The sequence below is a fragment of the Ktedonobacter sp. SOSP1-52 genome, assembly GCF_016587395.1.
Map to the genome: position 1 here is coordinate 1,255,612 of NZ_BNJH01000001.1, position 22,989 is coordinate 1,278,600.

Annotated in this window: 23 protein-coding genes and 1 pseudogene; 11 read left to right on the plus strand and 13 right to left on the minus strand. The window is 53.5% G+C overall.

Translation table 11 applies throughout. The features are described 5' to 3' along the window. Positions 1–119: 119 nt before the first annotated feature. Positions 120–914, minus strand: a complete 795-nt coding sequence (locus JMJ16_RS05685; RefSeq protein ID WP_201379140.1) for a crotonase/enoyl-CoA hydratase family protein — start codon at positions 912–914, stop codon at positions 120–122. A 116-nt stretch (positions 915–1,030) separates the two neighbouring features. On the opposite strand from JMJ16_RS05685, the gene JMJ16_RS05690 reads away from it, so the two are divergent. Beyond that, the gene (locus JMJ16_RS05690) at positions 1,031–2,008 is read left to right on the plus strand and encodes a universal stress protein (protein ID WP_201379141.1); all 978 of its coding nucleotides are present in this window, start codon (positions 1,031–1,033) and stop codon (positions 2,006–2,008) included. Positions 2,009–2,108: 100 nt separating this feature from the next. Here the strand turns inward: JMJ16_RS05690 and JMJ16_RS05695 are convergent, their stop codons facing one another. Both JMJ16_RS05695 and JMJ16_RS05700 read right to left on the minus strand, forming a co-directional pair. Beyond that, complete coding sequence (locus tag JMJ16_RS05695) at positions 2,109–2,450, minus strand: hypothetical protein (protein WP_201379142.1); 342 nt, start codon at positions 2,448–2,450, stop codon at positions 2,109–2,111. Between the two features lie 4 nt (positions 2,451–2,454). Then, on the minus strand, positions 2,455–2,865 hold the full coding sequence (locus JMJ16_RS05700) for a hypothetical protein (RefSeq protein ID WP_201379144.1): 411 nt from the start codon (positions 2,863–2,865) through the stop codon (positions 2,455–2,457). Between the two features lie 191 nt (positions 2,866–3,056). Here JMJ16_RS05700 and JMJ16_RS05705 point away from each other — a divergent pair, with 191 nt between their 5' ends. Continuing rightward, on the plus strand, positions 3,057–3,749 hold the full coding sequence (locus JMJ16_RS05705; protein ID WP_201379145.1) for a response regulator transcription factor: 693 nt from the start codon (positions 3,057–3,059) through the stop codon (positions 3,747–3,749). Then, positions 3,746–5,242, plus strand: coding sequence for a cell wall metabolism sensor histidine kinase WalK (locus JMJ16_RS05710; protein ID WP_201379146.1), 1,497 nt, complete (start codon positions 3,746–3,748; stop codon positions 5,240–5,242). The genes JMJ16_RS05705 and JMJ16_RS05710 overlap by 4 nt, the downstream gene beginning before the upstream one ends. Before the next feature lie 43 nt (positions 5,243–5,285). Here the strand turns inward: JMJ16_RS05710 and JMJ16_RS05715 are convergent, their stop codons facing one another. The 3 genes from JMJ16_RS05715 to JMJ16_RS05725 form a co-directional block, all read right to left on the minus strand. Further along, entirely contained in the window at positions 5,286–5,720 is a 435-nt protein-coding gene (locus JMJ16_RS05715) for a hypothetical protein (RefSeq protein WP_201379147.1), read from the minus strand. Between the two features lie 102 nt (positions 5,721–5,822). Then, positions 5,823–6,368 (minus strand): DUF6036 family nucleotidyltransferase, encoded by a 546-nt coding sequence (locus JMJ16_RS05720; RefSeq protein WP_201379148.1) that lies wholly within the window; start codon positions 6,366–6,368, stop codon positions 5,823–5,825. Positions 6,369–6,468: 100 nt separating this feature from the next. Then, positions 6,469–6,840: a DoxX family protein gene (locus JMJ16_RS05725; RefSeq protein ID WP_201379149.1), complete on the minus strand. Its 372-nt coding sequence runs from the start codon at positions 6,838–6,840 to the stop codon at positions 6,469–6,471. A 187-nt stretch (positions 6,841–7,027) separates the two neighbouring features. On the opposite strand from JMJ16_RS05725, the gene JMJ16_RS05730 reads away from it, so the two are divergent. The 3 genes from JMJ16_RS05730 to JMJ16_RS05740 all read left to right on the plus strand — a co-directional run bounded on the left by JMJ16_RS05730 (position 7,028) and on the right by JMJ16_RS05740 (position 9,705). Then, a complete protein-coding gene (locus JMJ16_RS05730) occupies positions 7,028–7,603 on the plus strand; it encodes a TetR/AcrR family transcriptional regulator (protein ID WP_201379150.1) in 576 nt (191 codons plus the stop codon). Positions 7,604–7,815: 212 nt separating this feature from the next. Next, entirely contained in the window at positions 7,816–8,445 is a 630-nt protein-coding gene (locus tag JMJ16_RS05735) for a hypothetical protein (RefSeq protein WP_201379151.1), read from the plus strand. A 345-nt stretch (positions 8,446–8,790) separates the two neighbouring features. Then, a complete protein-coding gene (locus tag JMJ16_RS05740; protein WP_201379153.1) occupies positions 8,791–9,705 on the plus strand; it encodes a DMT family transporter in 915 nt (304 codons plus the stop codon). A 329-nt stretch (positions 9,706–10,034) separates the two neighbouring features. On the opposite strand, the pseudogene JMJ16_RS56735 reads toward JMJ16_RS05740, so the two are convergent. The 4 genes and pseudogenes from JMJ16_RS56735 to JMJ16_RS05760 all read right to left on the minus strand — a co-directional run bounded on the left by JMJ16_RS56735 (position 10,035) and on the right by JMJ16_RS05760 (position 13,752). Next, positions 10,035–10,508: pseudogene (locus JMJ16_RS56735) on the minus strand (HIT family protein). Positions 10,509–10,533: 25 nt separating this feature from the next. Next, positions 10,534–10,929, minus strand: coding sequence for a hypothetical protein (locus JMJ16_RS05750; protein ID WP_201382901.1), 396 nt, complete (start codon positions 10,927–10,929; stop codon positions 10,534–10,536). Further along, positions 10,833–11,777 carry an MFS transporter gene (locus JMJ16_RS05755; RefSeq protein WP_201379155.1) on the minus strand — a complete coding sequence of 315 codons (945 nt, stop codon included), beginning with the start codon at positions 11,775–11,777 and terminating at the stop codon, positions 10,833–10,835. The genes JMJ16_RS05750 and JMJ16_RS05755 overlap by 97 nt, the downstream gene beginning before the upstream one ends. A gap of 133 nt (positions 11,778–11,910) precedes the next feature. After that, the gene (locus JMJ16_RS05760; RefSeq protein WP_201379157.1) at positions 11,911–13,752 is read right to left on the minus strand and encodes a PAS domain S-box protein; all 1,842 of its coding nucleotides are present in this window, start codon (positions 13,750–13,752) and stop codon (positions 11,911–11,913) included. 453 nt (positions 13,753–14,205) lie between these two features. On the opposite strand from JMJ16_RS05760, the gene JMJ16_RS05765 reads away from it, so the two are divergent. Next, positions 14,206–14,802: a dihydrofolate reductase family protein gene (locus JMJ16_RS05765; RefSeq protein WP_236601210.1), complete on the plus strand. Its 597-nt coding sequence runs from the start codon at positions 14,206–14,208 to the stop codon at positions 14,800–14,802. A gap of 87 nt (positions 14,803–14,889) precedes the next feature. Here JMJ16_RS05765 and JMJ16_RS05770 read toward each other — a convergent pair whose 3' ends face one another. After that, entirely contained in the window at positions 14,890–15,441 is a 552-nt protein-coding gene (locus tag JMJ16_RS05770) for a dihydrofolate reductase family protein (protein ID WP_201379159.1), read from the minus strand. Between the two features lie 250 nt (positions 15,442–15,691). On the opposite strand from JMJ16_RS05770, the gene nagB reads away from it, so the two are divergent. Further along, complete coding sequence (nagB, locus tag JMJ16_RS05775; protein WP_236601212.1) at positions 15,692–16,468, plus strand: glucosamine-6-phosphate deaminase; 777 nt, start codon at positions 15,692–15,694, stop codon at positions 16,466–16,468. Positions 16,469–16,619: 151 nt separating this feature from the next. Here nagB and JMJ16_RS05780 read toward each other — a convergent pair whose 3' ends face one another. Next, positions 16,620–17,057: a pyridoxamine 5'-phosphate oxidase family protein gene (locus tag JMJ16_RS05780; RefSeq protein ID WP_201379161.1), complete on the minus strand. Its 438-nt coding sequence runs from the start codon at positions 17,055–17,057 to the stop codon at positions 16,620–16,622. A 230-nt stretch (positions 17,058–17,287) separates the two neighbouring features. On the opposite strand from JMJ16_RS05780, the gene JMJ16_RS05785 reads away from it, so the two are divergent. Beyond that, complete coding sequence (locus JMJ16_RS05785; RefSeq protein WP_201379163.1) at positions 17,288–17,884, plus strand: TetR/AcrR family transcriptional regulator; 597 nt, start codon at positions 17,288–17,290, stop codon at positions 17,882–17,884. Between the two features lie 8 nt (positions 17,885–17,892). Here JMJ16_RS05785 and JMJ16_RS05790 read toward each other — a convergent pair whose 3' ends face one another. Next, positions 17,893–18,597, minus strand: coding sequence for an MBL fold metallo-hydrolase (locus JMJ16_RS05790; RefSeq protein ID WP_201379165.1), 705 nt, complete (start codon positions 18,595–18,597; stop codon positions 17,893–17,895). 201 nt (positions 18,598–18,798) lie between these two features. Here JMJ16_RS05790 and JMJ16_RS05795 point away from each other — a divergent pair, with 201 nt between their 5' ends. After that, the gene (locus JMJ16_RS05795; RefSeq protein ID WP_201379167.1) at positions 18,799–19,422 is read left to right on the plus strand and encodes an HAD family phosphatase; all 624 of its coding nucleotides are present in this window, start codon (positions 18,799–18,801) and stop codon (positions 19,420–19,422) included. Between the two features lie 187 nt (positions 19,423–19,609). Continuing rightward, entirely contained in the window at positions 19,610–22,969 is a 3,360-nt protein-coding gene (locus JMJ16_RS05800) for an NACHT domain-containing NTPase (RefSeq protein WP_201379169.1), read from the plus strand. The last annotated feature ends 20 nt before the right edge of the window (positions 22,970–22,989 follow it).

The following is a 22,989-nucleotide window of genomic DNA, read 5'->3' on the forward strand; positions in this document are numbered from 1 at the left end:
AGAGCTGATGGAGCCTGCCCTGCTAGCACACAAAGGTACCCAAAGGATATCACACAAAGGTACCCAAAAGACATATAGGGTGTGAGAGCGGGCAGGCAGAGCCTGCCCGCTCTCACACCCTATATGTCTTTTAAATTTCCGTGGCGCCCGTGGCCTGAGGCGAAGCGTTGGACGCCACGCAGAGCCTCGCCCGAGTTGAGCACCTCCTGGCCCCGTCTAGCCTCGTTATGCAGGGCGGCAGGCATCTCCATGCCCCATTGTTCATAGACCGAGAGGCGGTCGGAGCGCAGGCAGTGTTGTGGCAAGCGGGCCAGTTCACGCGCGAGTTCGAGCGCGTGCGCAAGAGCATGCCCGTTGGGGACGAGGCGATTTACCAGGCCCATGGCGAAGGCTTCCTGCGCGGGGACGCTGCGCCCGGTCAGGATCAGGTCGAGTGCGCGGCCCTGGCCGATCAGGCGAGGCAGGCGAATGGTGCCGCCATCGATGAGTGGGATCCCCCAGCGGCGGTTATAGACACCAAAGGTCGCGTTCTCGGCGGCCACGCGCAGGTCGCACCAGAGGGCGATTTCCAGCCCACCCGCCACGGCATAGCCCTCAACGGCTGCGATCACTGGCTTACTGATCTGCATATGCGTCACACCCAGGGGCGCGTCGCCGCCTTGTAGCAGATCCGGCATGTCACTCTGCTGTGAGACGCTGGCCAGGTCGAAGCCAGAGCAGAAGGTGTCCTGCGCGCCCGTCAGGACCGCGACGGACAGCGTATCATCCTCGTCAAACGCGCGAAAAATTTCGGCCAGGCGGCGTGCCGTAGCGGGGTTGATGGCGTTGCGGATCTGGGGACGGTTCAGTGTCACGACCAGGACATCCCCCTGGCGCTCGCTGAGCACAAGCTCTGACGGCGGTGTCGATGACATAATGTACTCCTTCGAGATAGAAAAATATGGTGGCCCTACTCATTCATGGTCTAAGAGTATCTTAAAGGTAGAGGGTAATGCAAAGATAAGTGGTTTGTTTATGAGGGGGAATGGTTATGATCGAGCGCATGCTTGTCCCGCTTGATGGGTCGGCTAGATCAGAAGAGGCACTGGCTATTGCCGGGCGCCTGGCACGAGCTACGGGTGCCTCGCTACTCCTGATGCGCGTCATCACGCCGGAGCAGTTCCATATGCATCTGCATACGGACGTCTCGGAGTATGTGCTGGAGGAGGCGCGCAAGATGTATCTTGAGGAGGCCGAGACATATCTGAAGCAGGTCATGGCGTCCTCGCGCCTCCAGGGCGTAAGGGCGAGCAGCAAAGTCATAGTTGGGCTGCCAGGCGATTGTATTTTACGCCAGACTCAGGAGTATGATGCTCAGTTGATTATCATGTGTAGCCATGGGGAGAGAGCGGAGGGCGTGCGCTGGCTTATGGGCAGCGTGGCGCAGTATGTCGAGCGGCAGAGTCCAGTCCCCGTGCTGCTTGTGCGCGATGAGCGATTTTTCACGAGCCTGAGGCAGGGAGAGGCACCAGGAATTCTGTGTGCCCTCGATGGCTCGCCCTATGCAGAGACCGTGCTTCAGCCCGCCGCTGAACTTGCGCAGGCCCTTGCCCAGCCTGAGTCTGGACGTATACATCTCATGTACGCGGTCAAGGTTTCCTCAGCTACAGAAGAGCCTGGAGAGGCACAAGAGGAGGCGGCGACCTACCTGAAAGACTGTCAGGAGCGCTTCCAGACTGGCGATCTCAAGCAATATGGGTTGAAGATCGTCTCCTCCATTGTCACCTACAGGCCCGGCAAGCCGCTCTGGCAGAAGATTCTCGCCGCCTCCTGTTATGACACTCAACGTGAGATTATCGCCATGGCGACGCATGGACGCGAGGGCCTGCCCCGCCTACGCCAGGGGAGCGTCACCGAGGATGTACTGCAAGCCTCAAGCCAACCCCTACTGATTGTGCATCCCCAGCCCGCCGACATGGAGCATGTCACGCAGGCAAGCAAAGCAAAGCACCAGCAGGAGGCACCATAAAAACTGGAGTCTATGCCCGAGGCTGGGGACGACGCCGCTAAAGCACGCGTCTACATATGCGCGTCATATGTAGACGCGTGCTTTAGCAGCGTCGGACTATCTACGTGGCCGAGCTACGCAAGCGGCGAACAGCGCCTTCTAGCCAGCTGTGCTCGGCCTCTAACAAGGTATATGTGTGATCTTGAATGAGCAGGTTTAGTAATTCTCCATCATCATTCCGCTTGTGCATACTTAGCCACTCCTGAGAGCGCTCAATAAGATTCTGGCGCTCCTGAAGTACCGTCAGAGCCTCGGCGGGCGTGAGATGCGAGAGAAACGCCAGCCCCAGGTCTACCTCGTTAAACTCCTGGTGTGGGTGGACAAATTGTCCGTAGAGGTTTAGAAAACGTAGTCGCTCACTCTCAGGCATTGTAGGGGGGCAAAGGCAGATGGTTTGCCACATGCAGCTATCCTTTCTCGGAAGAGAGAGACGCCTTCAGGGTCGGGTTGCTGGAATTGCGCTTAAGGGCTTGATAGCGTGCGCCAATAAGGCCGATGAGCACGAGAGCGCCGATGCCAACGAGCATATGCGCGACGCGAATAAGCCAGTGAAGGTCGCCGATAAGCAGTGTGTCCTGAGTCATGCCAAAGACTGGCAGGATCGGCGCATAGATGATACTGATTATGCCTAGCAGGCGTAGACCTCGGGAGAAGAGCATGGCGATGCCCAGACCCAGCAGCGAGAGTGTCACGATAAATCCAAACAGCATGTGTACATTAAGCAGATCGATATGGAAGAGCCAGAAGGCCAGGCCCAGTAAGAGCGCCCCCAGGCCAATGATACTGGCTACCCAGCGTGTAATTTGTACCGCAATCATTTAAGAAGACTCCTTTCATATACCGTCTTTAGTGGTAGCCATAGTGTACTCAGCCTGAATGACAGCAGCGTGAACTTTCGCACCTTTTTTTGTCATCGTTTTGTCATCTATCCATGCGATAATTAGGGGTAAGATATGTTGGCGTGGCAGATGCTGAAAACACCTCTTGAAGAGAGGAGTGAAATTTTCCGATGCGTATTCTTGTGATAGAAGATAATTACCGCCTCAGCGAATCATTGAAGACGAATCTCGTCAATGAGAGATATAGTGTGGATGCAGCCTATGATGGCCAGGAGGGGCAGGACCTGGCCGAGCTAGCTCCCTATGATCTGATCATCCTGGATATCCTTTTGCCCAAGAAGGATGGCCTGGAGGTATGTCGTGAGCTGCGCCGGCGCCGCGTGCAAACGCCCATTTTGCTCCTGACTGCGCGTGATAGCATCGATGACCGCGTGCGGGGTTTGGATTGTGGCGCCGATGATTACCTGGTCAAGCCCTTCGCCATGAATGAATTGCTGGCGCGTTTGCGAGCTTTGTTGAGACGCCAGCAGCCCTACAAAAGCGCGCGCCTGGAGATAGGAAGCCTTGTTGTTGATCCGGCTACGCATACCGTGGAACGCGAAGGGCAGGCCATTGAACTTACACCCAGGGAGTACGCATTACTGGAATACTTCATGTATCATCCCGGCCAGGTGGTGACGCGAGATATGATTGAACAGCATATCTGGAACTATGATTTTGAGTGCAGCTCGAATGTCATTGATGTCTATGTGCGTAGGCTGCGCCGCAAGATCGATGCCCCCTTTACTACGAAGCTCCTGACAACTATTCGCGGCGTGGGCTACTGCCTCTCGTCGCCGGGCGACAAGCAGGAGGCGCAATGAGAAAACGTCAACCTGCTTTTGTGCCCTTTCTCTCCAGTGTGCGTGTGCGCCTGACGCTGTGGTATCTGGCCATCATTGCCTTCATCCTTTTCCTTTTTGGTGGCAGCTTGTATGCGACCCAGACATTTCTGAGTCCTGACGCGGCTGAAAGCAAGCTGGAGACGCAGCTATACCAGGACACGCAGCACCTGCGCGATACCTATAAACAGGCCCTCTTGCAGAAAGCCGCTCCTTCTTCACAGAGATTCTCTCTCTCCCAAAACGAGGTCGTGCTCCTGCTACGACCGGATCATACGGTTCTGGACGTACGAGGAACACTTCCGGCTGACAGTATACAGCAGCTCGAGGAACGTGCTGATAGCAACCAGGCATTATTTGATATAACCATCTCTCAGTCGCAGCATTCAGCAAACTGGCGAGGAGCAAACAGTACTTATCGCTTCCTGGTCACGCCTCTTCTGGAGCATGATGCGCGGGTCGCGACGCTCATGGTGGGCCAGGCAAAAGCATATCCTGTGCAGTTATTGTCCATCTGGCTCTTCCATGCCGCCATGGGGCTGCTGGTCGCGGCCATAGGAGGATACTGGCTGGCTGGCAAGGCTCTCCAGCCAGTCAAGATGATCACGCGTACCGCCAACGAGATCAACGCGACCGACCTGCGCCGACGCCTGCATCTCCGACGCAAAGATGAATTTGGTGAGCTGGCCGCGACCTTTGACCAAATGTTAGCGCGCCTGGAGGCTGCGTTCAAACGCCAGAACCAGTTTGCCGCCGACGCCAGCCATGAGCTGCGCACGCCGCTCACCATTATCAACCTGGAGATCAACCAGGCATTAACGCAATCGACGCACTTACAAAATCCCGAGAACTACCGTGAGACGCTGGAGCGTATCCAGGCCGAGAATGAGCAGATGACAACCATCGTCAACAGCCTGCTCCTCCTGGCGCGGGCGGATACGGGCCAGTTTACTCTGCACAAGGAAGAGGTCGATTTGAGTGATATTGCCCTTGCCAGCGTTGAGCGCCTGGTGCCCCTGGCGCAGCAGCATCAGATAAGCCTGGCTACGGGTGAATTACCCGAACTTCTGATCGAAGGGGACGCCCAGCATTTGAGCCGGATGCTCATGAACCTGGTGGAGAACGCTATCAAGTATACCAGTGGCGTGGGAAAACATGTCTGCGTAGAGCTAACGGCTGAAAAATCCTGGGGTATTATTCGCATCCAGGACGATGGTCCTGGCATAGCGGACAACCACCTCCCCTATCTGTTTGATCGCTTTTACCGAGTGGATAAAGCGCGTACACGTAGGCAGGGAGAGGCCCAACCCGAGGATATCCAACCCGGTGGCACAGGCCTTGGCCTCTCTATTGCCCAGTGGATCGCCCACAGCCATGGAGGGGAGATACGCGTCCAGAGCACGATTGGGGCAGGCTCACTCTTTGAGGTTCGCCTGCCGTTAAAAAAAGAGGAAAATGCCGAGGTGCCATGTTGAGGGCTAGCTTTCAACATGGCACCTCGGCATTTTCCTCTTTTTCTTATGCGCGGTGCTGGGCGGCGAGTTCGTATTTATTGGCGAACATGCGGTTGCCGCAGTAGATGTTGCGGCGGGTGAACTCAGCGGGAGTGCGTTGGCGCAGGCGTTCACGCACGCTCTCCTTGTGCGCGCCAGGGGCGTAGTACCAGGGCTCATCAAGGGTATAGGCGGGATTGAGCGCCCAGGAGGGACAGGCGAGCGCGTACTGCTGGCAGAGGTATTCGACCGAGGCGGCGCAGAAGACCGCCCAGCGCCATTGCTCAGGGGTTGCATTCGCAGGGAGCTGAATGGGATCTTGCACGAGCTCTGAGCGCTGCTCGGTGAAATTGCCAAAGAAGTCATTCATGAAGTTCCCCAACGCGATCCAGGGACCTTCACCCGCGCAGATTTCTTGATAGGATACGCTCATCGTCTGCAATTCGTGCAGCAGTTTCACTCACTCACCTCATATGGAATATCGCAATATTTCGCCCTCGCAAACATTGTAACATATTACAAATTTGGGTAGCGAGTCAGGCCCAAAAGAGCGCCCCCACTATCAAAATAGCGCCTCTAGCGTCTCCTCGATGAGGTATTCTTCCTGCCAGCGGGGATCGGGGATGAAGCGGTCAACGATGGCCTGAGCTTGTTCGCGGGTCGTGACCTTGAGTTCTGTGAGCAGGGCCTGGACATCGTTCATATCTTTCTGGCGGAAGACCATTAGCTTGAGGGCCAGGATGTATTCCCTGGGTGGCAGATAGACATGCAGCATATTGTATTTGCGCCAGAGTGTGGGCTGGGGATCGGGCGCCATATCCTTGATAAAATAGGCCACGTCGTCGTTCATCCATTTGCGCTTGAGATGGTGCTTGCTCGCCACAGCGCGGACAGCCGTCTGAAAGGCCTTTGCCTGGGGCGTGACATTGGTTGTATCGGGCACATCGAGCAGCACGACATCCACATCGTCGGTGGCCTTCCGGTTCTTGACCGTCAGCAGCATAAACGCGCCCCCGACGAGGAAGATGCGCAGTGGCTCCTTGAAGCGGCGCCGCTCCAACTCATCGCCCAGGTCCTGCAAATACAGCTCGATCTCCTGACTCTCCATGTCCGATCCTTTCCGCTGGTTTCGTTTGGTTCATTGTAAGATAGGGACGCATGAGGCGTCAGCCGTGCTGACGCCTCATGCGTCCCTATCTTACAATAGATTATAGCGGACTGAGAAGCAGGCGCCCAACGGCCAGGAAGATGGTGAGAGCGAAAAGGACGACATTGACGGGGATATTGGAGAATTCCTTACGCGTAAAGTGAAAGATACCAGCGTAGATCATCACAAGCGCCAGGCCGAAGGCCGCGACAATCGTCAGGTCAGATATGGAATGGATAAAGGCGGGCAGGATCAGCCCCAGGCCCCCGAGAAGTTCGCATGTGCCTATGTAGCGCACCGTAATCGAGGTCACGTCGCCTACCCAGGGCAGACTCTTTTGCAGACCCGTGATTGGCATAAAAAGTTTCATGGTGCCAACCATAATAAATAGTAGCGCGAGAATAACCTGTATAATCCAGAGCGCGATGTTCATCTTCTTTTCCTTAATAATACTAACTAAGCGAGTGTTGTATAAACAACAGGTGTCGTCTATAATAGTACCATGCTTGATCAAGGGACAAATAAAAGAATGTGTTGTCTAAGCAACATATATGAAAATGTGTTGTGATGTTGTAGCTCAGTGCATGGAAAAATGGGTTCTGGCTTGAAAGGATAGGCGCATGAGTAATCTAACCAAAGGTCTTGATCCGCGTGTAAGGCGTACGCGTACTCTCTTACAGCAGGCATTTCTTGATCTCATGCGCGAAAAGAGCTTCTCCACGATCACGGTGCAGGATATTACCGAGCGCGCCACGGTGAACCGGGCGACCTTCTATGCCCACTTCGAGGATAAATACGCCTTGCTCAATGCCCTGGTACATAGCCGCTTTCAGCAGATGTTAAGTGAAAGGTTGCCGGGAGGCTTCAAATGGGAGCGGCACTCGCTCCAGGTCCTTATCCATATTATCTTTGAGTTCCTGGGAGAGGTACAACAGCGCTGGGAGGAGGGGAACCGTCCCTTTGAACCCCTGGTCGCGCGCGCGGTCCAGCAAGAATTATATGAACTGCTGCTGCGAGGTATCAAGCAGCGCAAGGCCAGTAGCGATTCGCATAATGATCCCGAGACGGCGGCCACCGTGACGAGCTGGTCCATCTTCGGCGCCGCCGTCGAGTGGAGTCGTGGCGAGCGTCATCTACCAATTGAGCAGGTATGCGAGCATGTCCTGACCGTTATCACCCGGGGCATTGCGTTGTAGGGTCCATGCTGGCATGGACTGGAGGCCCGCAGGCCGATACCCAGGCGTGGGGACATTGCGGGGGCTGCGCTGCTAAAAGCACGCGCTTATATAATGGGACGCCAAAGAGCCATATATTGGTATTGTATACTGTCTGCACCAACCTGGGGAGCGTGACCTCAAGTGGACCTGAGAAAAAGAGATGGATATAACAAGCACGAAAGGGTTACGGCATGTTTGACTTTCGCCCAGCGGATCAGGTGTGCGCCACGGTCTTGCAAATGTTTCGGGACTTCTGCAATCGCTCTAATGCAGACTCAGGCCCTCCAAATTTTCATGATGATAGGGCTGAGTGGCTCTATGAGACATCCTTTATGCAGATTTATGGCTTTCAGCAGACAGAGCCCTCACCGCAGACCAGCAGTATTGCGATGATTGACGGGTTCTTTGCGCACCTTACCACTGACACAGATCTTCATGGAGAGATCAGATCGTATTTCCTGTCAGAGGCAAAGCGCAACCAGTATGCTCGGCCCGGCGCTCTCCCTCTGTGGCGCGAAGTCGAGATGTCTGAGGCTCGCAACGCTGTAGCGACCTTCCTTACAGGGCATGTCTTACTTGAGCCATGGGATAGAGAGAGGACCAGACCATACATCATTCGTAAGGATGTCCTTCACCTGGCCGAGGCATTCATAGACCTCTTTGAGCCTGGTGGAAAATACTATATAAGCCAGACCCCTCTTAAAAAGGGCGTCTGGTCTTCTCTCCCTGTTACTCACGCAGACTTGCACGCCTGCATCATAAGCGTACAGAGAAAGCATCAACGCATGGGTCTTGTACTCGCGCAAGACTGGAGTGGTTGAGGTCACTCCTGGTTTGATACGTGTGATGATGGTTTGCTCTGCTTCTAAAGGATAAACGCTTGACATGGGCCCCCTTCACCCTGGTAAAATAGAAGAGCAAATGTATTGCTTCTAGAGTCGTCATAGACAAGGACGTATTTAAAGTGATTGATCGTACCGTCTCTTATTCCCATCCTTTTTGCTCCCCTCCTCCCTTCTCCACCCGTTAGGGCAGGGAGAACGCTTTTATCCACCTCTTTAACACATTCTCTGAAAAGTTTGTGCCTTTTCCTTGTGATCTCACCCTGCCCTCTATGCATTCTTGTTTTTTGATTCTCCGTGTGCATCAAGAGGAAGGGATACTTCATGTTCTCGCAACCTTCATCTCGTCGTGATTTCTTGCTCGTCGTCTGCGCCTCGATTTCCTGGGGGACGGTTGGCATCGCGAACCAGGCTATGTATACTTATGGCGCGACCAATGCTCTCTCATTGACTTTTTTGCGCCTGGCGATTGCCGCTCCTCTGTTTTTTCTCGTAGGCTGGATACGCCTTGGTCGCCGCCTCTTTCACATCAAGCCTCGTGACCTGTGTGTAATGATGCTTATGGGAAGCTTGATCGCTCTCTCCCAGGCCTGTTATATTGCGGCCATTGCTTCTGCGGGCGTAGGTGTCTCAACACTGATTGCCATTTGTGCGGCTCCCGTGATTATCGCTGTCTGCTCTACCCTTATAACACGAGAGCGCCTGACCCTGATGACCCTTATTGCCCTGGTAGCTGCTTTAAGCGGAACTATTCTTCTCATCGGGACACGTTCTCACGCGGGCAAAGAAGCGGTCTCACCCGTGGGAATAGGGCTGGCGTTTCTCTCGGCTTGCGGCTATGCTGGCTTCATTCTGTGTGGACGCTTGCTGACCAACAAGTATCACCCGGTCCAGATCAGTGCTGTGGCGTTTGGGACTGGTGCGCTCATGTTGCTCGTCTGTGCTTCGGCAACGGATTTGGTGCTCGTATATCCAGCGTGGGGATGGTTAATATTGCTCTACCTGGGGAGTATTCCAACCGCACTTGGCTATGGACTCTTTCAAATGGGCATCCGGTCCCTGTCGGCAACGGTGGCAAGTATTGTGACAATGTGCGAACCGCTAACCGCTGCGCTCCTCGCATGGCTCCTTTTTCGGGAGGAGCTAGGGTCTCTCGGCCTCCTTGGCGCAGGTTTCTTATTGGGAGCAATGGCGCTGATTTTGCTTGTTCCAACAAAATCTTTCACGAAGGAAGGATAAGGACTTGCAGGCTCCCTTGGACTTTGCACGAAAAATGAACGCGTGCTGTATCAGTTATGCAAAGTCCGGGGAAGTTACCTTCGTATTACAAAAGAGAAATGAGAGTAGCCTGATACATAGGCTGCGCTGCTAAAGCACGCGCCTACATATCATGGTACGAAGCGCGCCGGTCCATGATATGTAGGCGCGTGCTTATGGACTTTCAAAAAATCATCTGGGAACGTTTGTGGACGACGCGTACATGGGTATCGTCGCGTGGGCCGTGCTGGGGGCTGCGCAGCAGCAAACATTCTTGGGTTATTTCTTAAAATCTATTAGCAGCCTTGTCCCTAGCGTCGGGTCAAGACAGTGCGCAGGCGTTCGCAGAGGGCGGCGATCTCAGCTTTGCCGCCGTGTGGGGCCTGGGGCCAGTCTTCGACTGTCTTCTCACCTGTCACGCCCCAGTATTCGCGTGGCGTTCCAGGATAGCGGGGGATGAGGTGTATATGCAGATGAGGAACGCCATGACCGATGACCAGCGCATAGATATGCTCGGCCTGCTCACTCTGTTTGAGGGCGCGACTCAATCGTGCTACCAGCAGCCCGAGCGCCTGGGCCTCCTCATCGGTCTGCTCTGCCAGGTCGGGAGTGTGCCGCTTGAGTTCCGCTATGATGTAGCCCAGGTAGACTGGCTAATCTGGACTGTAGCTGTGCCCGGCATAGACGAGGTTATCCTCATAAATCGCGCCGCCTGCGACGGCAATTTCTCTCCGGTGTTTGCGACAGATAAAGCAGTCGCGCTCTTCCTCACTTAACATCTGCATAGGTCTCCCTTCGTGGTAGCGCTTCTTATGCGCGTCCGGCATGGATGACGTGTTTGTTGACAGACGTCAGGATTGCCAGGAGCAAGGCGCAGGCTGATAGAAACAGAATTGCTGGAACTACTTGAAACCATTGGATCAACAGACCAGTCAAGGCAAAGCCGAACGGCTGGAAGCCAAAGGCCAGCAGGCGAAAGACACTGTTAACGCGTCCCTGGAGTTCGTCGGGAATCAGCGAGATCCGATAGCTAAACTGGACCACGTTATAGATGGGGCCTGCCACAAAGAGGCACGCGGAGATTACTCCTAGCAGGAGCGGATTAGGAGCTATCGCGTAGAGCGGAAAGCACAAAGCCTCAAACCAGATGAGGCAAATAATGACCGGACCAAAGCGGTAGCGCTTCTGAATTGGTGCGCCCAGCAAGAGCCTATAATCGCCCCGACTCCACCAATAGTCAAGATCGTTCCATAGGCCAGCGAAGAGCCGTGCTGCTGTTTGACCAGAACCAGGAGAACTGGAAGTAAACCCGCGCCGATAAAGTTGCAGCCGCCTGTGAGAAAGGCTATATAGCGAATGAGTGGCTGATGCCAGAGCCAGGCGAGGCCCTCACGAATTTCGGCCAGCAGTTTGCGCTGCTGACCCTCCTGGCGTTTCCCCTGAAAAGGCACTTTGATAAAGCTCAGTGTGATTACAGAGATCACGTAGGAGATCGCGTCAGCCAGAAATGGCACAGATTGGCTCAGTGTGTAGAGGGCGCCGCCGAGCGCCGGACCGACGAGTACTGTGGTACCTGTTGTCGCCTCATTCTGCGACGTGGCCAATGGAATCTGTTCTTTACTGACAACCTGGGGCAGACAGGAGACTTCAGCCAGGTTAAAGAAGACGTAGAATGTCCCTTCAATCAGCGTATTGGCGCAGATCTGGGCGACGGTCAGGCGTCCCAGCCACATCACGACAAGCACACTTACCAGGTTGATGGCCCGACCAGTATCACAGACGATCATCAGGCGTTTGCGATCCCAACGATCAATCAACGCGCCAACGATCAGGCTGAGAAAGATATAGGGCAGTGTCCCGAGGCCACCCACCAGGCCAACTAACGCCGCTGAATGCGATAGGTCCCAGACCAGGAGCGGGTAGGCGGTCTGGGTAACCGTCGTGCCAAGAGACGAGAACGCCTGGCCACTCCACAGCAGCATAAAATCACGGTTGCGCCAGAGGGCCATGCGGCCTCCCCTGTTCGTCCCTTCCCTGGTGACAGTTGACTTCATGAATCCTCTCCAACAAGCGGTGGCACCCAGACGGCGGGCCATCTGCGACCCAATACTTCCTGCATATTGAATTAGAACAGGAGTTTGATGATGAGTATATAGAAGCACTTCACGCCTGTCAAGTCACTCTGTTTTAAGTCTGCTGTGCGAAGGGGAGGTAAACGGTAAAGGTGGAGCCCTTGCCCTCCTCGCTCTCGACGGTAATCGAGCCGTGGTAATGTGTGATGATCTCGTAGGTGATGTAGAGACCCATGCCCAGGCCGGGGAAGGCCTTCTCGCTTGTTCCATACGAGCCACGGTTGAAGCGCTCAAAGATCTTCTCGCGTTGGGAAGCCGGTATACCCACGCCATGATCGCATACTTTAATACAAACCCATCGCTCGCTTTCTGACAGAAAGATATCCACCTCACGGGCCTCGGGGGAGTATTTTACCGCATTCGTTACCAGGTTGGTCACGATTTGAGTGAAGCGTTGGTGGTCGCACACCAGGACGTGGTGTAGGTGTCCATGCAGGATGAGCACATGGTCGGAAAGCGTAGGTTGAAGTATCTCAATGGTTTCGTGAAGCACTTTGTCTGGATCGAGAATTTCGTCTTCATAACTGAACAAGCCCATCTGGATTTTTGAGACGTTCAGCAGGTCGTCAATGAGACGCTTTAAGGCATCAACCTGCAATTCCATGCGCATAAGATCATAGTTTGTGCGTTTATCGCCCTCTTTTTGTACTCTGCGGCGCAGAAATTGGATCAGCATTTTGAGCGATGTAATGGGTGTCTTTAACTCGTGACTGGCGAGGCTGATAAACTCATCTTTGCGTTTCTCAAGTTCCTTCCGTGCGGTGATATCCACAAAAAAGCTGATGGCTTTCCCACTCTCTTTATCAAGCAACGCTGTCCCTACTACCACAGGGACACGCTTCCCATCGGGACGTTGATACTCCTTTTCATAGGGATGGCAGGTACCACTCTCCCGCAATTCCTGGATCGCTTTCTCATCTCGCTCAAGATACTCTGGCGGCGTCAATTGGTCCCACTGCACCTCGCCTCTATTCATATCCTCACGTGTCCTCCCCAACATCTGTAAATACGCGTCATTCGCCTCCCACACACACCCATAAATATCGGTGATACCGATGCCAATGATGTTGGCATCAAAGAGGGTGCGAAATTGCAGTTCTCTCACACGTAGCGCGACCTCGGTCATCTTTTTGTCATGGTTATCTGTGCTAGTGCCACACCAGCCCACAATATTGTCCTCTGCATCACGTATGGGCATAGTGTGAGCCAGGAACCAGCGATATTCACCGGTAGTTCCATTCAGTAAGCGATACTCGATTTCGCCGGATTCTCCCGTATGAACCATATTATACCAATTTGCCAGTGCCTTCTGGCGATCATCGGGATGCATACACTCGCTCCAGCCGTCCCCACGCGATTGTTCAATAGATGCCAGGGTATAATTACTCCACTGTTTATTCATGTAATCGACATAACCATCGGGTCGAGCGGTCCAGATGATGGTTGGAATGGCGTCAATCAAAAAATGCTTTTCATCCTCTAAGCGTTTGCGCTCGGTCACGTCAAACCCGGTCCAGATAAGATACTCACCCTGCCTTGTGCTATCAAGAAATGGCATGATCGTTACATCGACATCGCGGTAAAAATCGGGACGAGGGAACACGCGTATATCAAAACGTACTGTCTCGCCTCCCATAGCCCGCTCCATGACCTCGCGGATCTGGCGTTGCGTTTCGAGGGAGTGCGACCACCAGGGCATTTCCACAACATACTTACCTACAAGATCATTCAGGCTCATGCCGGTGTCTTCTAAAATGGCGTGATTCACTTCCAGGAAGCGGCCATCGCGTGTCATGACAATAAGGCCAAACCGGGTGCCGTAATTGACAACTTCGCGATATTTTACAATATGTTTCACTCTCGCCGAGATATTATCAATCTGTGGCTCCTGACCCATAATGCCTGCCCCTTTTAACCTGCAAAGCCAGGGCTCTCCTTTCCCTACAGCAAGAGCAAAGATCCTTTTTGTTCGTTCCTGGTCACATTTCTACTTTTACTCTTCAATCAATTAGTTCTGCTTTAAATAGCTCAACACTTATTATGCTCTCTACAATACTACACATATATCATAGACAAAAACACAAGGCAAGCAATTTGTCGCAGTAGGGGGCGCCTTGCTGGGGGAAGGTCACGTTGGGCGCGATACCCGAATAATAAGCCTTGCCGGATATGGCCAGGACAGAAAGAATAGATGAGTAGAAATGCATAATTGGGTAGGCCTGGGTACTTCTTAATTGGTGCTGTAACATTAGAGAGATGAGGAGCAGAGGCTTGAGCATTGTTTGAGTTATCATATACATGTTCTTACGCAACGATAATTACAGCTAGAGGAATATGAAAGGAAATAGATATGGGAAAGGTCTCCACAGGCTTCTCAATGTCACTGGATGGTTTTGTTGCTGGACCAAACGAAGACTTCCAACACCTCTTTGCCTGGATGATGGGCGGCGACACCGATTACACGGTCAAAATTGGCGATAGAGAGCAAATGCTCAAGCTCTCGGCGGCAAGCATCGAGATGTATGATAATGCCATTAACACCGCAGGGGCTCTAGTAGCTGGGCGCAGATTGTACGAGCTTACTCATGGATGGGGAGGACACCATCCCATAACAGCCCCGGTCGTCGTCGTGACGCATCGGCCCGCACCAGAATGGGTTCAGGAGGAATGGCCGGTAACCTTCATCACAGATGGCATCGAGAGCGCCATTGAGCAGGCCCAGAAGATCGCAGGCAACAAAAAGGTGGTCATCGCCTCCACAACCATCGTGCAGCAGTGCCTCAACGCTGGCCTGCTCGACGAAATTCACATAGACCTGGTTCCTGTCCTGTTGGGCGAGGGCGTGCGTCTCTTTGAGAGCCTCAAGGTTGCCCCGGTCCAACTCGATGGCCCTCACGTAAGCATCGGCAAAGGGGTCACCCACCTCACATATAGCGTCAAGAAGTAAGTGGGCCGACGCCGCTAAAGCACGCGTCTACATATGATGCGCATATGTAGACGCGTGCTTTAGCGGCGTCGTTTGTGTAGCGCTCGTTTACTTGACGATGCGGAACCAGAGATCGGTTCTCGTGGGAGACTCGAATACTCTTATTTTCTCCAGTTGTAGCTGCTCATTGACGAGAGGGTCGAAAAATCGCAGACCTTCACCAAAGAGAACAGGAACGATGCCCATATGGATCTCATCGGCCAGCCCGGCTCGTAGGCATTGTTGAGCGGTATTCGCGCCTCCTACCACCGTGACTTGCTTCTCGCCCGCGGCGTTCTTAGCCTGCTCAAAAGCACTTTCAAGGCCATCGGTGACAAATGTCACTGTCAACTTATCATTTTGCCCCTTAATTTCCCCTTCTGGAACGGCATGAGTCAGGACGAAGATTGGCACTTGATATTCGTAACCCGTCAAATCCCCCTCTCCCATGTCGTAGGAACGCCGGCCCATGACCACCGCGCCTGTTGCCTGTATTTCTTCCTGTAACATCTCTGTGCTTCGCAACGCTTCAAAATCAGGATACAGGCGGCTGATATCACCATGACGGTCATTCATAAACCCATCCAGTGAGATGGTCGCGCCGATAATAACTTTTCCCATAACACCTCCAGAGTATGAATAAAATGTTTCTTCACTACTACCTTACGCGCTACCAGCGAAAAAAACTTCTCCAATCTTGCTGAAAATCTAGCGTGGAATACAGTAGAAGCTGTTTAAAATCCTGGAAATGTCCTCGAACTCTATCTGAAAATGTTACTTCATATTCTCATGAGACGTCTCAAATGAGAGAGCAATAGGTATAGATGTCTATACCTATGAGCGCAACTAAGCTTTATGGAGGTCAGAAGGTATGCATATAGTGACTCAGAAAAAACCAGAGGTTGTGATCGCAGAAAGCGACAGGGCTATTGCACGTATGGGAGCGGCAGAAATTGCCAACTTGATTCAGATGCGCAATGCCGCAGATTTACCTACCGTGCTTGGGTTAGCCACGGGAAAGACGCCGATCTTACTCTATCGTGAGTTTATTCGCATCGCTCACGAGAAAGCATTGGATTTTTCACGGGTCATTACCTTCAATCTTGATGAATACTATCCTATGAACACTCATTCTCTCCAGAGTTATCATCACTTTATGCGCGCAAATCTCTTCGATCACATTGACATACATCCTGCTCATATCCACATTCCCGATGGCACACTCTCCCGAAAGGACATAGCAAACTATTGCGCTGAATATGAGGAAAAAATTCAGCAGGCTGGAGGGATAAACTTGCAACTTCTGGGGATAGGTGAGAATGGCCACATTGGGTTTAACGAGCCTGGATCAGACGTGGATACGCGCACGCGATTGGTAACGCTCGATCCGATCACTCGGCAGAACGCTGCTGCCGAATTTGGTGGTGAAACGAACACTCCAAGTGAAGCTATTACGATGGGAGTTGCGACCATTTTGGAGGCCCAGAGAATTATCTTAATCGCTTCGGGGAGCAAGAAGGCGCATGCTGTCCAACAAACGATTGATGGCCCCGTCAGTACGAACGTTCCCGCAACATATCTCCGCTCGCATAACAATGTAACGATATATCTGGACCCTGCTGCGGCAAAACATATCAAATCTGCGTAAGGTTTTCAGTCTTCCGCCCTGGCCCCTGTTCGCTCTCCTAACGTCCGACAGCGTTCGAGAGTGAGCAGGAGCCAAGCCTGAAGAAGGCGGTGTAGTCATTGACCATGCCAGGTACGCATGGGAGCCGCCTGCAGGCACGCGGAGCAATACTTTACTGTCTCAGTATACCCCCGGTGCTCATAGCGGAAAACTCGGTGACTTTTTCTGGTAGGAAATGCAGAGCCACAGGATCTCGCTGGAGTAAGGTTGTCACTACTTGCGGTCGTATGCCTGCCTCTTTCACATAGCGTTCTATCAGGCGTTCGATATCCTGCCGGACGAGTGCCTGATCTTCTATGATGGAAACGCGTCCATAGAGGCTGACAGAGCGACCCGCACCTCCCACACAAAGCGCGATGCGAGGATCACGACGCAGATTCTTGCTTTTTTGGCTGCGGCTCGGGGTAGTTATGACCAGTGTCCCATCATCTGCCAGCAGATACCAGATTGTGGTGACGTGGGAACTCCCATCTTTGTTTAACGTACTGACCACTGCCACATGGTCTTCATGGAGAAACTCCCTGGCCTCATTGGAAAGCATGTTTGTCATAGATCTATCTCTCTCCTTTTCCTCTTTCAACAGTGCTTATTAAATACGCAACATTGTTATATAAGCAACAGTTTAGTGTATACTACACTGTTGTACTGTTGGAAGTGTAAGAGAAATCACGGTTTTCGGCAACCAGCAAACAGACCAGATTGTTGTGTAGACAACATCAAAGGGAAAATGTTGGTTTCTACGACGTGTGAATGAGAACGCGCAGATTGCGAGGAGAAAAGATGCCTGGAGCAGTGAATAGAAACGACCCACGAGTGCAGCGCACCCGTCAGTTGCTGTTGCAAGCGTTCATGGCGTTACTGGAAGAAAGGCACAACATTCACTCCATCTCTGTGCAAGAGATTACGAAGCTGGCCACGGTGAATCGGGCCACGTTTTATGCCCATTTTGAAGACAAATATGCCCTTTTGGAGAGCTGGATGCGCGAGAAGTTTCACCGGGCGCTTTTGAGTGAGCTCCCTGCTTCATCCACTTTGCAGATCGACACGCTCCGCTTGCTTATTTTGGCCGTGTTTCATTTTCTTGCTCGCTTTCGTGATCAGCTCAAGCCTGCCGATAGGCAGTTTGAGCCGCTTTTCGAGATTGCTTTGCAACAAGAACTCTATCAAGTTCTCCTGACCTGGCTCACGCCTGTTGTCTCAAGAGATCCTAACCAAAGGGAAATCGTAGAAACAACAGCATTGGTCATCAGTTGGGCGATCTTTGGTCCAGCCGCTCAATGGAGCCGGGGAGAACGCATCATCCTGGCAGAGGAGATGGTCCATCACGTCTTGACAGTCGTGGTCGCTGGCTTGTCCCCCCTCATCACTGTTATGTGACCGATGTTCTAGATGCGCGTCATGAGCGATATGCTTAGCCTTTTGAGGAACTCGGTTCCCTTGAGGGGATTGCTGTGACCTTCAACAAAGATCTCAAAGCCTGGTTCCTTGATGAAGGATGCGAGCATGGACCAGTTGGTCTTCTGCTTGTCGCTCTGCTGATAAGCGGGCGGGGGATAATAGCAATCGCCCAGGAACATCACGCCACGCTCTTTGATACGTACGACAATTGAGTCCGCGGCGTGCGCGCCCCCAACATGTTCCAGCTCTAAGGTCAGTCCATCCAGCGGCAAAGTCATAGTCCGTGCAAAGGTGGTAGTGGGGAGGATATAGCGGAATGTGCTCTCTCGCTCGATGGCCTGGGCCAGAGGGTTATGCTGCGCCGACTCTTGCTGCTTGCTCAATTGTTCTGCTGAGCGTGTGAGCAGTTCCTGGCAGAGATCGTGTGCGATAACCGGCGCGCCAAAGACGCAGGCGCCAAAGGTGTGATCCCAATGATGATGTGTGTAGATGATATGGCTGACCGGGGGCGCCTGAATCTTCTCCAGCGCGGCCTGGATACGTCGCGCGTGCGAGGGACTATTGCCGCTATCTATTAATACTGTCTGCGTCGCTGTGCAGATGACGCCAACGTTTGGCTGCACCTTGTTGGCATCTCGATCCCGAGGAAAGATCCAGATATTCTCGGCTAGTTGTTGTAAGCTTTCAGACATCACCATTTCCCTTGCTTTCTATTCCCATGTGGATGCCTCTGATTGTATCATCATCACAAAAATTGGTACAGCTAGTTTCCCCTCCAAAGCTTTAAATCCACCTTGACATATGGATTTGTCGGGGTTAATATATCCACGTAAGATATATCTGTAACAGATATAGATAATGGATAGAGATTGCTACTAAAAAGGAATGAACAAATGGCTATTCGTACTGTAGTTTTTGATATTGGGGGTGTGCTGGAACTGGATGTGATTGAACTGGTGGATATTGGCCTCGATGCTCGATGGGAGCAACGCCTGGGCCTGCAATCTGGGGAGTTGGATCAACGCATGCAACCGATATGGTTGGCTGGCTCTCTAGGTAAGTGCACTGAGGAGCATGTGCATCAGGAGATGGTTAAACGCCTGGGCATGAATCAGGAGCAGGTAGAGGAGTATATGCGTGAGATGTGGGACTGGTACTGTGGCCGGTTGAATGTGCCCATGGCTGACTTCTTTCGCAGCCTGCGCCCACGCTATCAGACGGCCATCCTGAGCAATAGCTTTGTAGGTGCTCGGCGCGAAGAGCAGCAACGCTACCATTTTGAGGAGATGTGCGATCTAATCATCTATACTCACGAGGAGGGCATTGCCAAGCCCGACCCACGCATCTATGAATTGACATGCAAGCGTATAGGCGTGCGACCCGAGGAGATGCTGTTTCTGGATGATAACCAGAAGAATATTGCAGCGGCGCAGGCGCTGGGCATCCACGCCATCCACTGTGGGGAGACTGAGCAGGCCATCGCCGATGTGCAGGCATGCCTGCAGGCAAATATGTGAACCTGGCACGACGCTACTGAAGCACGCGTCTACATATAGAGGTACGGGGCGTATCGTGCCATGATATGTAGGTGCGTGCTTCAGTAGCGCGGCTCTCTCTCCCTTGATCGTTTGACAGGTGCCTGGAATTCTTATAAAATCGATCTGCTTCTATTTCATTTAAAGAGTGCAGAGAGGTTGCCGCCCTATGCCGCTTTTAGAGATACTGATGCTTGACGTTGGAGGCGCGATTGCCAAGGGACTGCTGACACGCTGGCTCAGTAGCAATGCCCTGGTCTCAGATGTCGCTTCGAGCCTGACGGATGTGTTGAAGACACAGATCAGTGATCGTCTGGCGCAGCAGCGTGCGCGCCAGCAGTTCGAGACCATTGGGGAGAAGGTGGGCGAGAGCCTGGCCCCCATCTTCGAGATAGAGGGAGCCGCCCTGGATGAGAGCTCACGCGCAGCCATCGCCAACGCCGTAGCCGATACACTGAACACGGCTAATAGCACCCTCCTGGCACGGCATAACCTGGAGCCGGTCGAGATCGCGCGCGAGTTGCTGAAGGAGCATCCCGCAAGCTCCTATCACTTCTCGCAGAACGAGGGATACCTCTATGAGCGGATCGTCAATGAGTCCTGCCAATATATCGTCGATATCGCCTCGCAACTTCCCCAATTTACTGAACGCACGCTCTCGGAGGTGCTTCTACGTGAGCGCCAGTTGGTGAAGACCGCTGAGCGTATTGTGGACGAGGTCACGCGTCTGCGCCAGCAACTCAATCCCCAGGTAGAGGCGAAGCGCTTTGAGCTGGACTATTGCCGGACGGTGATTCGCAAGCTGGACGAGCTAGAACTCTTTGGTTCTGGCATGTCGGTCACGGCCCGCAAATACTCCTTGAGCCTATCCTATGTCGCGCCCTCGCTTGAGTACGAGGTATTCAGACCACCCCAGGAACATGAAACGTTTCGTCACCGTGATCCCAACCTGGCGGCCAAATCGCAACTGGTGCGTACAGTGGTGGAGGCTCCTATGCTGCTAGCGGAGTCTTCCTACCTCTTGCTGCGTGGGGATGCCGGATCGGGGAAAACTACCTTGATGCGCTGGGTTGCTGTGCAGGCGGCCTCGCAATGCTTCCCGCCAGAACTGGCCTCCTGGAATGGGCTGGTCCCATTTTTCATTCGCTTGCGCCGTCATGTGCGCCTTGAAGATGGGGGTGTGCCATACTGGCCCGCGCCTGAAGACTTTCCAGGCCTGGTCGCGCCGGCCATCGCGGGCGCGATGCCCCAGGGATGGGTCCACAGGCAATTGCAGGATGGTCGCGCCATTGTGCTGATTGATGGTATCGACGAGGTGCCAGGGGCCACGCGTGAAAGTGTCTACACCTGGCTGGCGGATCTGCTTGAAAGCTATCCTGCGTCTCGCTTTATCGTCACCTCGCGTCCATATGCGGCGAGCAAGGATGATCTCCCGCCATCGGAGCGCCTCAAAGAAGCTCAGGTGCTTCCTAGGAGTCCGGCGGCCATCGAGGACTTTATTACCCACTGGCACGATGCTATTGCGGCCAATCTTCAGGATGCGCAGGAGAAGCAAGACCTGCGTGCATCCGCGACGCGCCTCATTGCTGAGATCCGAGGTAACCACGCCCTTCAGCAGCTAGCCAACAGTCCCATACTCTGCGCCATGCTCTGCGCGCTCAATCGCGAGTGGCGCCAGCAACTCCCCTCCAACCGGGTCACGCTCTACGAGGCTTGCTGTGAGCTGCTCATCGAGCGACGCGACCGGGTCAGGCATATCTCGCTGGTGGACTATCCCGCCGCCGTGCTCTCCTACGAGCAAAAGAGCCTGCTGCTCTCCGACCTGGCCTATTGGCTCGTGCGCAATGGGCAGACCGAAGTCTCCATCGAGACTGTAGATGAGAGACTGACGCGCCGCCTTGGCCATATGCTCGGTGTGCCGGGCAATCTGCAAGGGGCAGATGCGCGTCAGCTCTTTATAGAGCGCTCAGGCATCCTGCGCGAGCCAGTCAAGGACGCGCTCGACTTTACGCACCGTACCTTCCAGGAGTATCTCGCCGCCAAAGCTGTGGTCGATGAGAACGACATCCCCTTGCTTGTAGAGCACGCCCACGACGACCAGTGGCGCGAGGTCGTCCTGCTTACCGTCGGTCTTGCCCCGCGCACCGTCCGCGAAAACCTCGTTGAGCGTCTCCTGAAGCGAGCCGAAACCAGAAAACGCGTCCGCGAGAAGCTCTATCTCCTGGCCGCAGCCTGCACGCAGGTTGCGCACGAAGAGATGAAGCCAGAGATCCAGGCACGGATCTCGCGGGGTCTCGCCACCCTCCTCCCCTTCCAGAGCGTCGAAGAGGTTGAGGCCATGAGCGCCGCCGGAGCGCTTGCCATCCCCCACCTGGCCCCCCGCTTTGAGTATAGCTCATATATAGTCGCAGCCTGCGTTCGCGCCCTTCTCCAGATAGGGACTGAAGCGGCATATGAGGCGCTCATGGCCTACACTAAAGACGATACTAATAGGGTGATAGAAGCGCTGGTCCTGGGACTTAAAGACGCTATCGATAAGCCTGCCTACGCCCAACGCTTCCTTGCTCATGTCAAGAGTGTTGCCGCCTCATCAGAAACATTTGAACTCTTGCCCTGGCTTCCTCATCTTACCTCTTTGGAGTTGTTATGGGACTTAACCGTACTGGAGAGATTGCCGGGATTGAGCTCCCTGGAGTTGTTTGACCTGGACGAGGTAAGGGACCTGATAGCGCTGGAGAGATTGCCAGGACTGACCTCCCTGAAGTTGTCATCCTTGCCTGGATTAAGGGACCTGACCATGCTGGAGAGATTGCCAGGACTGACCTCCCTGGAGTTGTTTGATCTGCGTGAGGTAAGCGACCTAACCGTGTTGGAGAGGTTACCAGGACTGACCTCTCTGAAGTTGTCAGTCTTGCACGAGGTAAGAGATATAACCGTGTTGGAGAGGCTACCAGGCCTGACTTCCCTGGAGTTGTCAGGTCTGCCCCAGGTAAGGGACCTAACCGTGCTGGAGAGGCTGCCAGGACTGACCTTTCTGGAACTGTCAGCCCTGCGCGAGGTAAGGGACCTAACCATATTAGAGAAGTTTTCGGGATTGACATCCTTGAAGTTGTCATATCTGGACGAGGTAGGGGACTTAACCGTGCTGGAGAGGTTACCGGGACTGACCTCTCTGGAATTGTCATATCTGGACAAGGTAAGGGACCTGACAATTCCAGAGAGGTTACCGGGACTGACCTCTCTGGAATTGTCAGGTCTGGGAGAGATAAGAGATCTGACAATGCTGGAGAAGTTGCCGCGTCTGACTTCACTCTCATTATCTGATTTTCCTGAGCTGGCAGATCTTTCTGGGTTAGAGAGGTTGCCCAGACTCACATCCCTAGATTTGTACAACCTACCCAAGGTGAACGATTTTACAGTGCTGGAGCGGCTTGAAAAGCTGGAGTCTATTACTATTGGCTTGCTGGATAGTAGGAGCGTTTTTCCGCAAGGGGTGTTGAAGCGGGTACGCATTAAAAGATGGAGATAGCCCGCTACTTGCGTACGCAG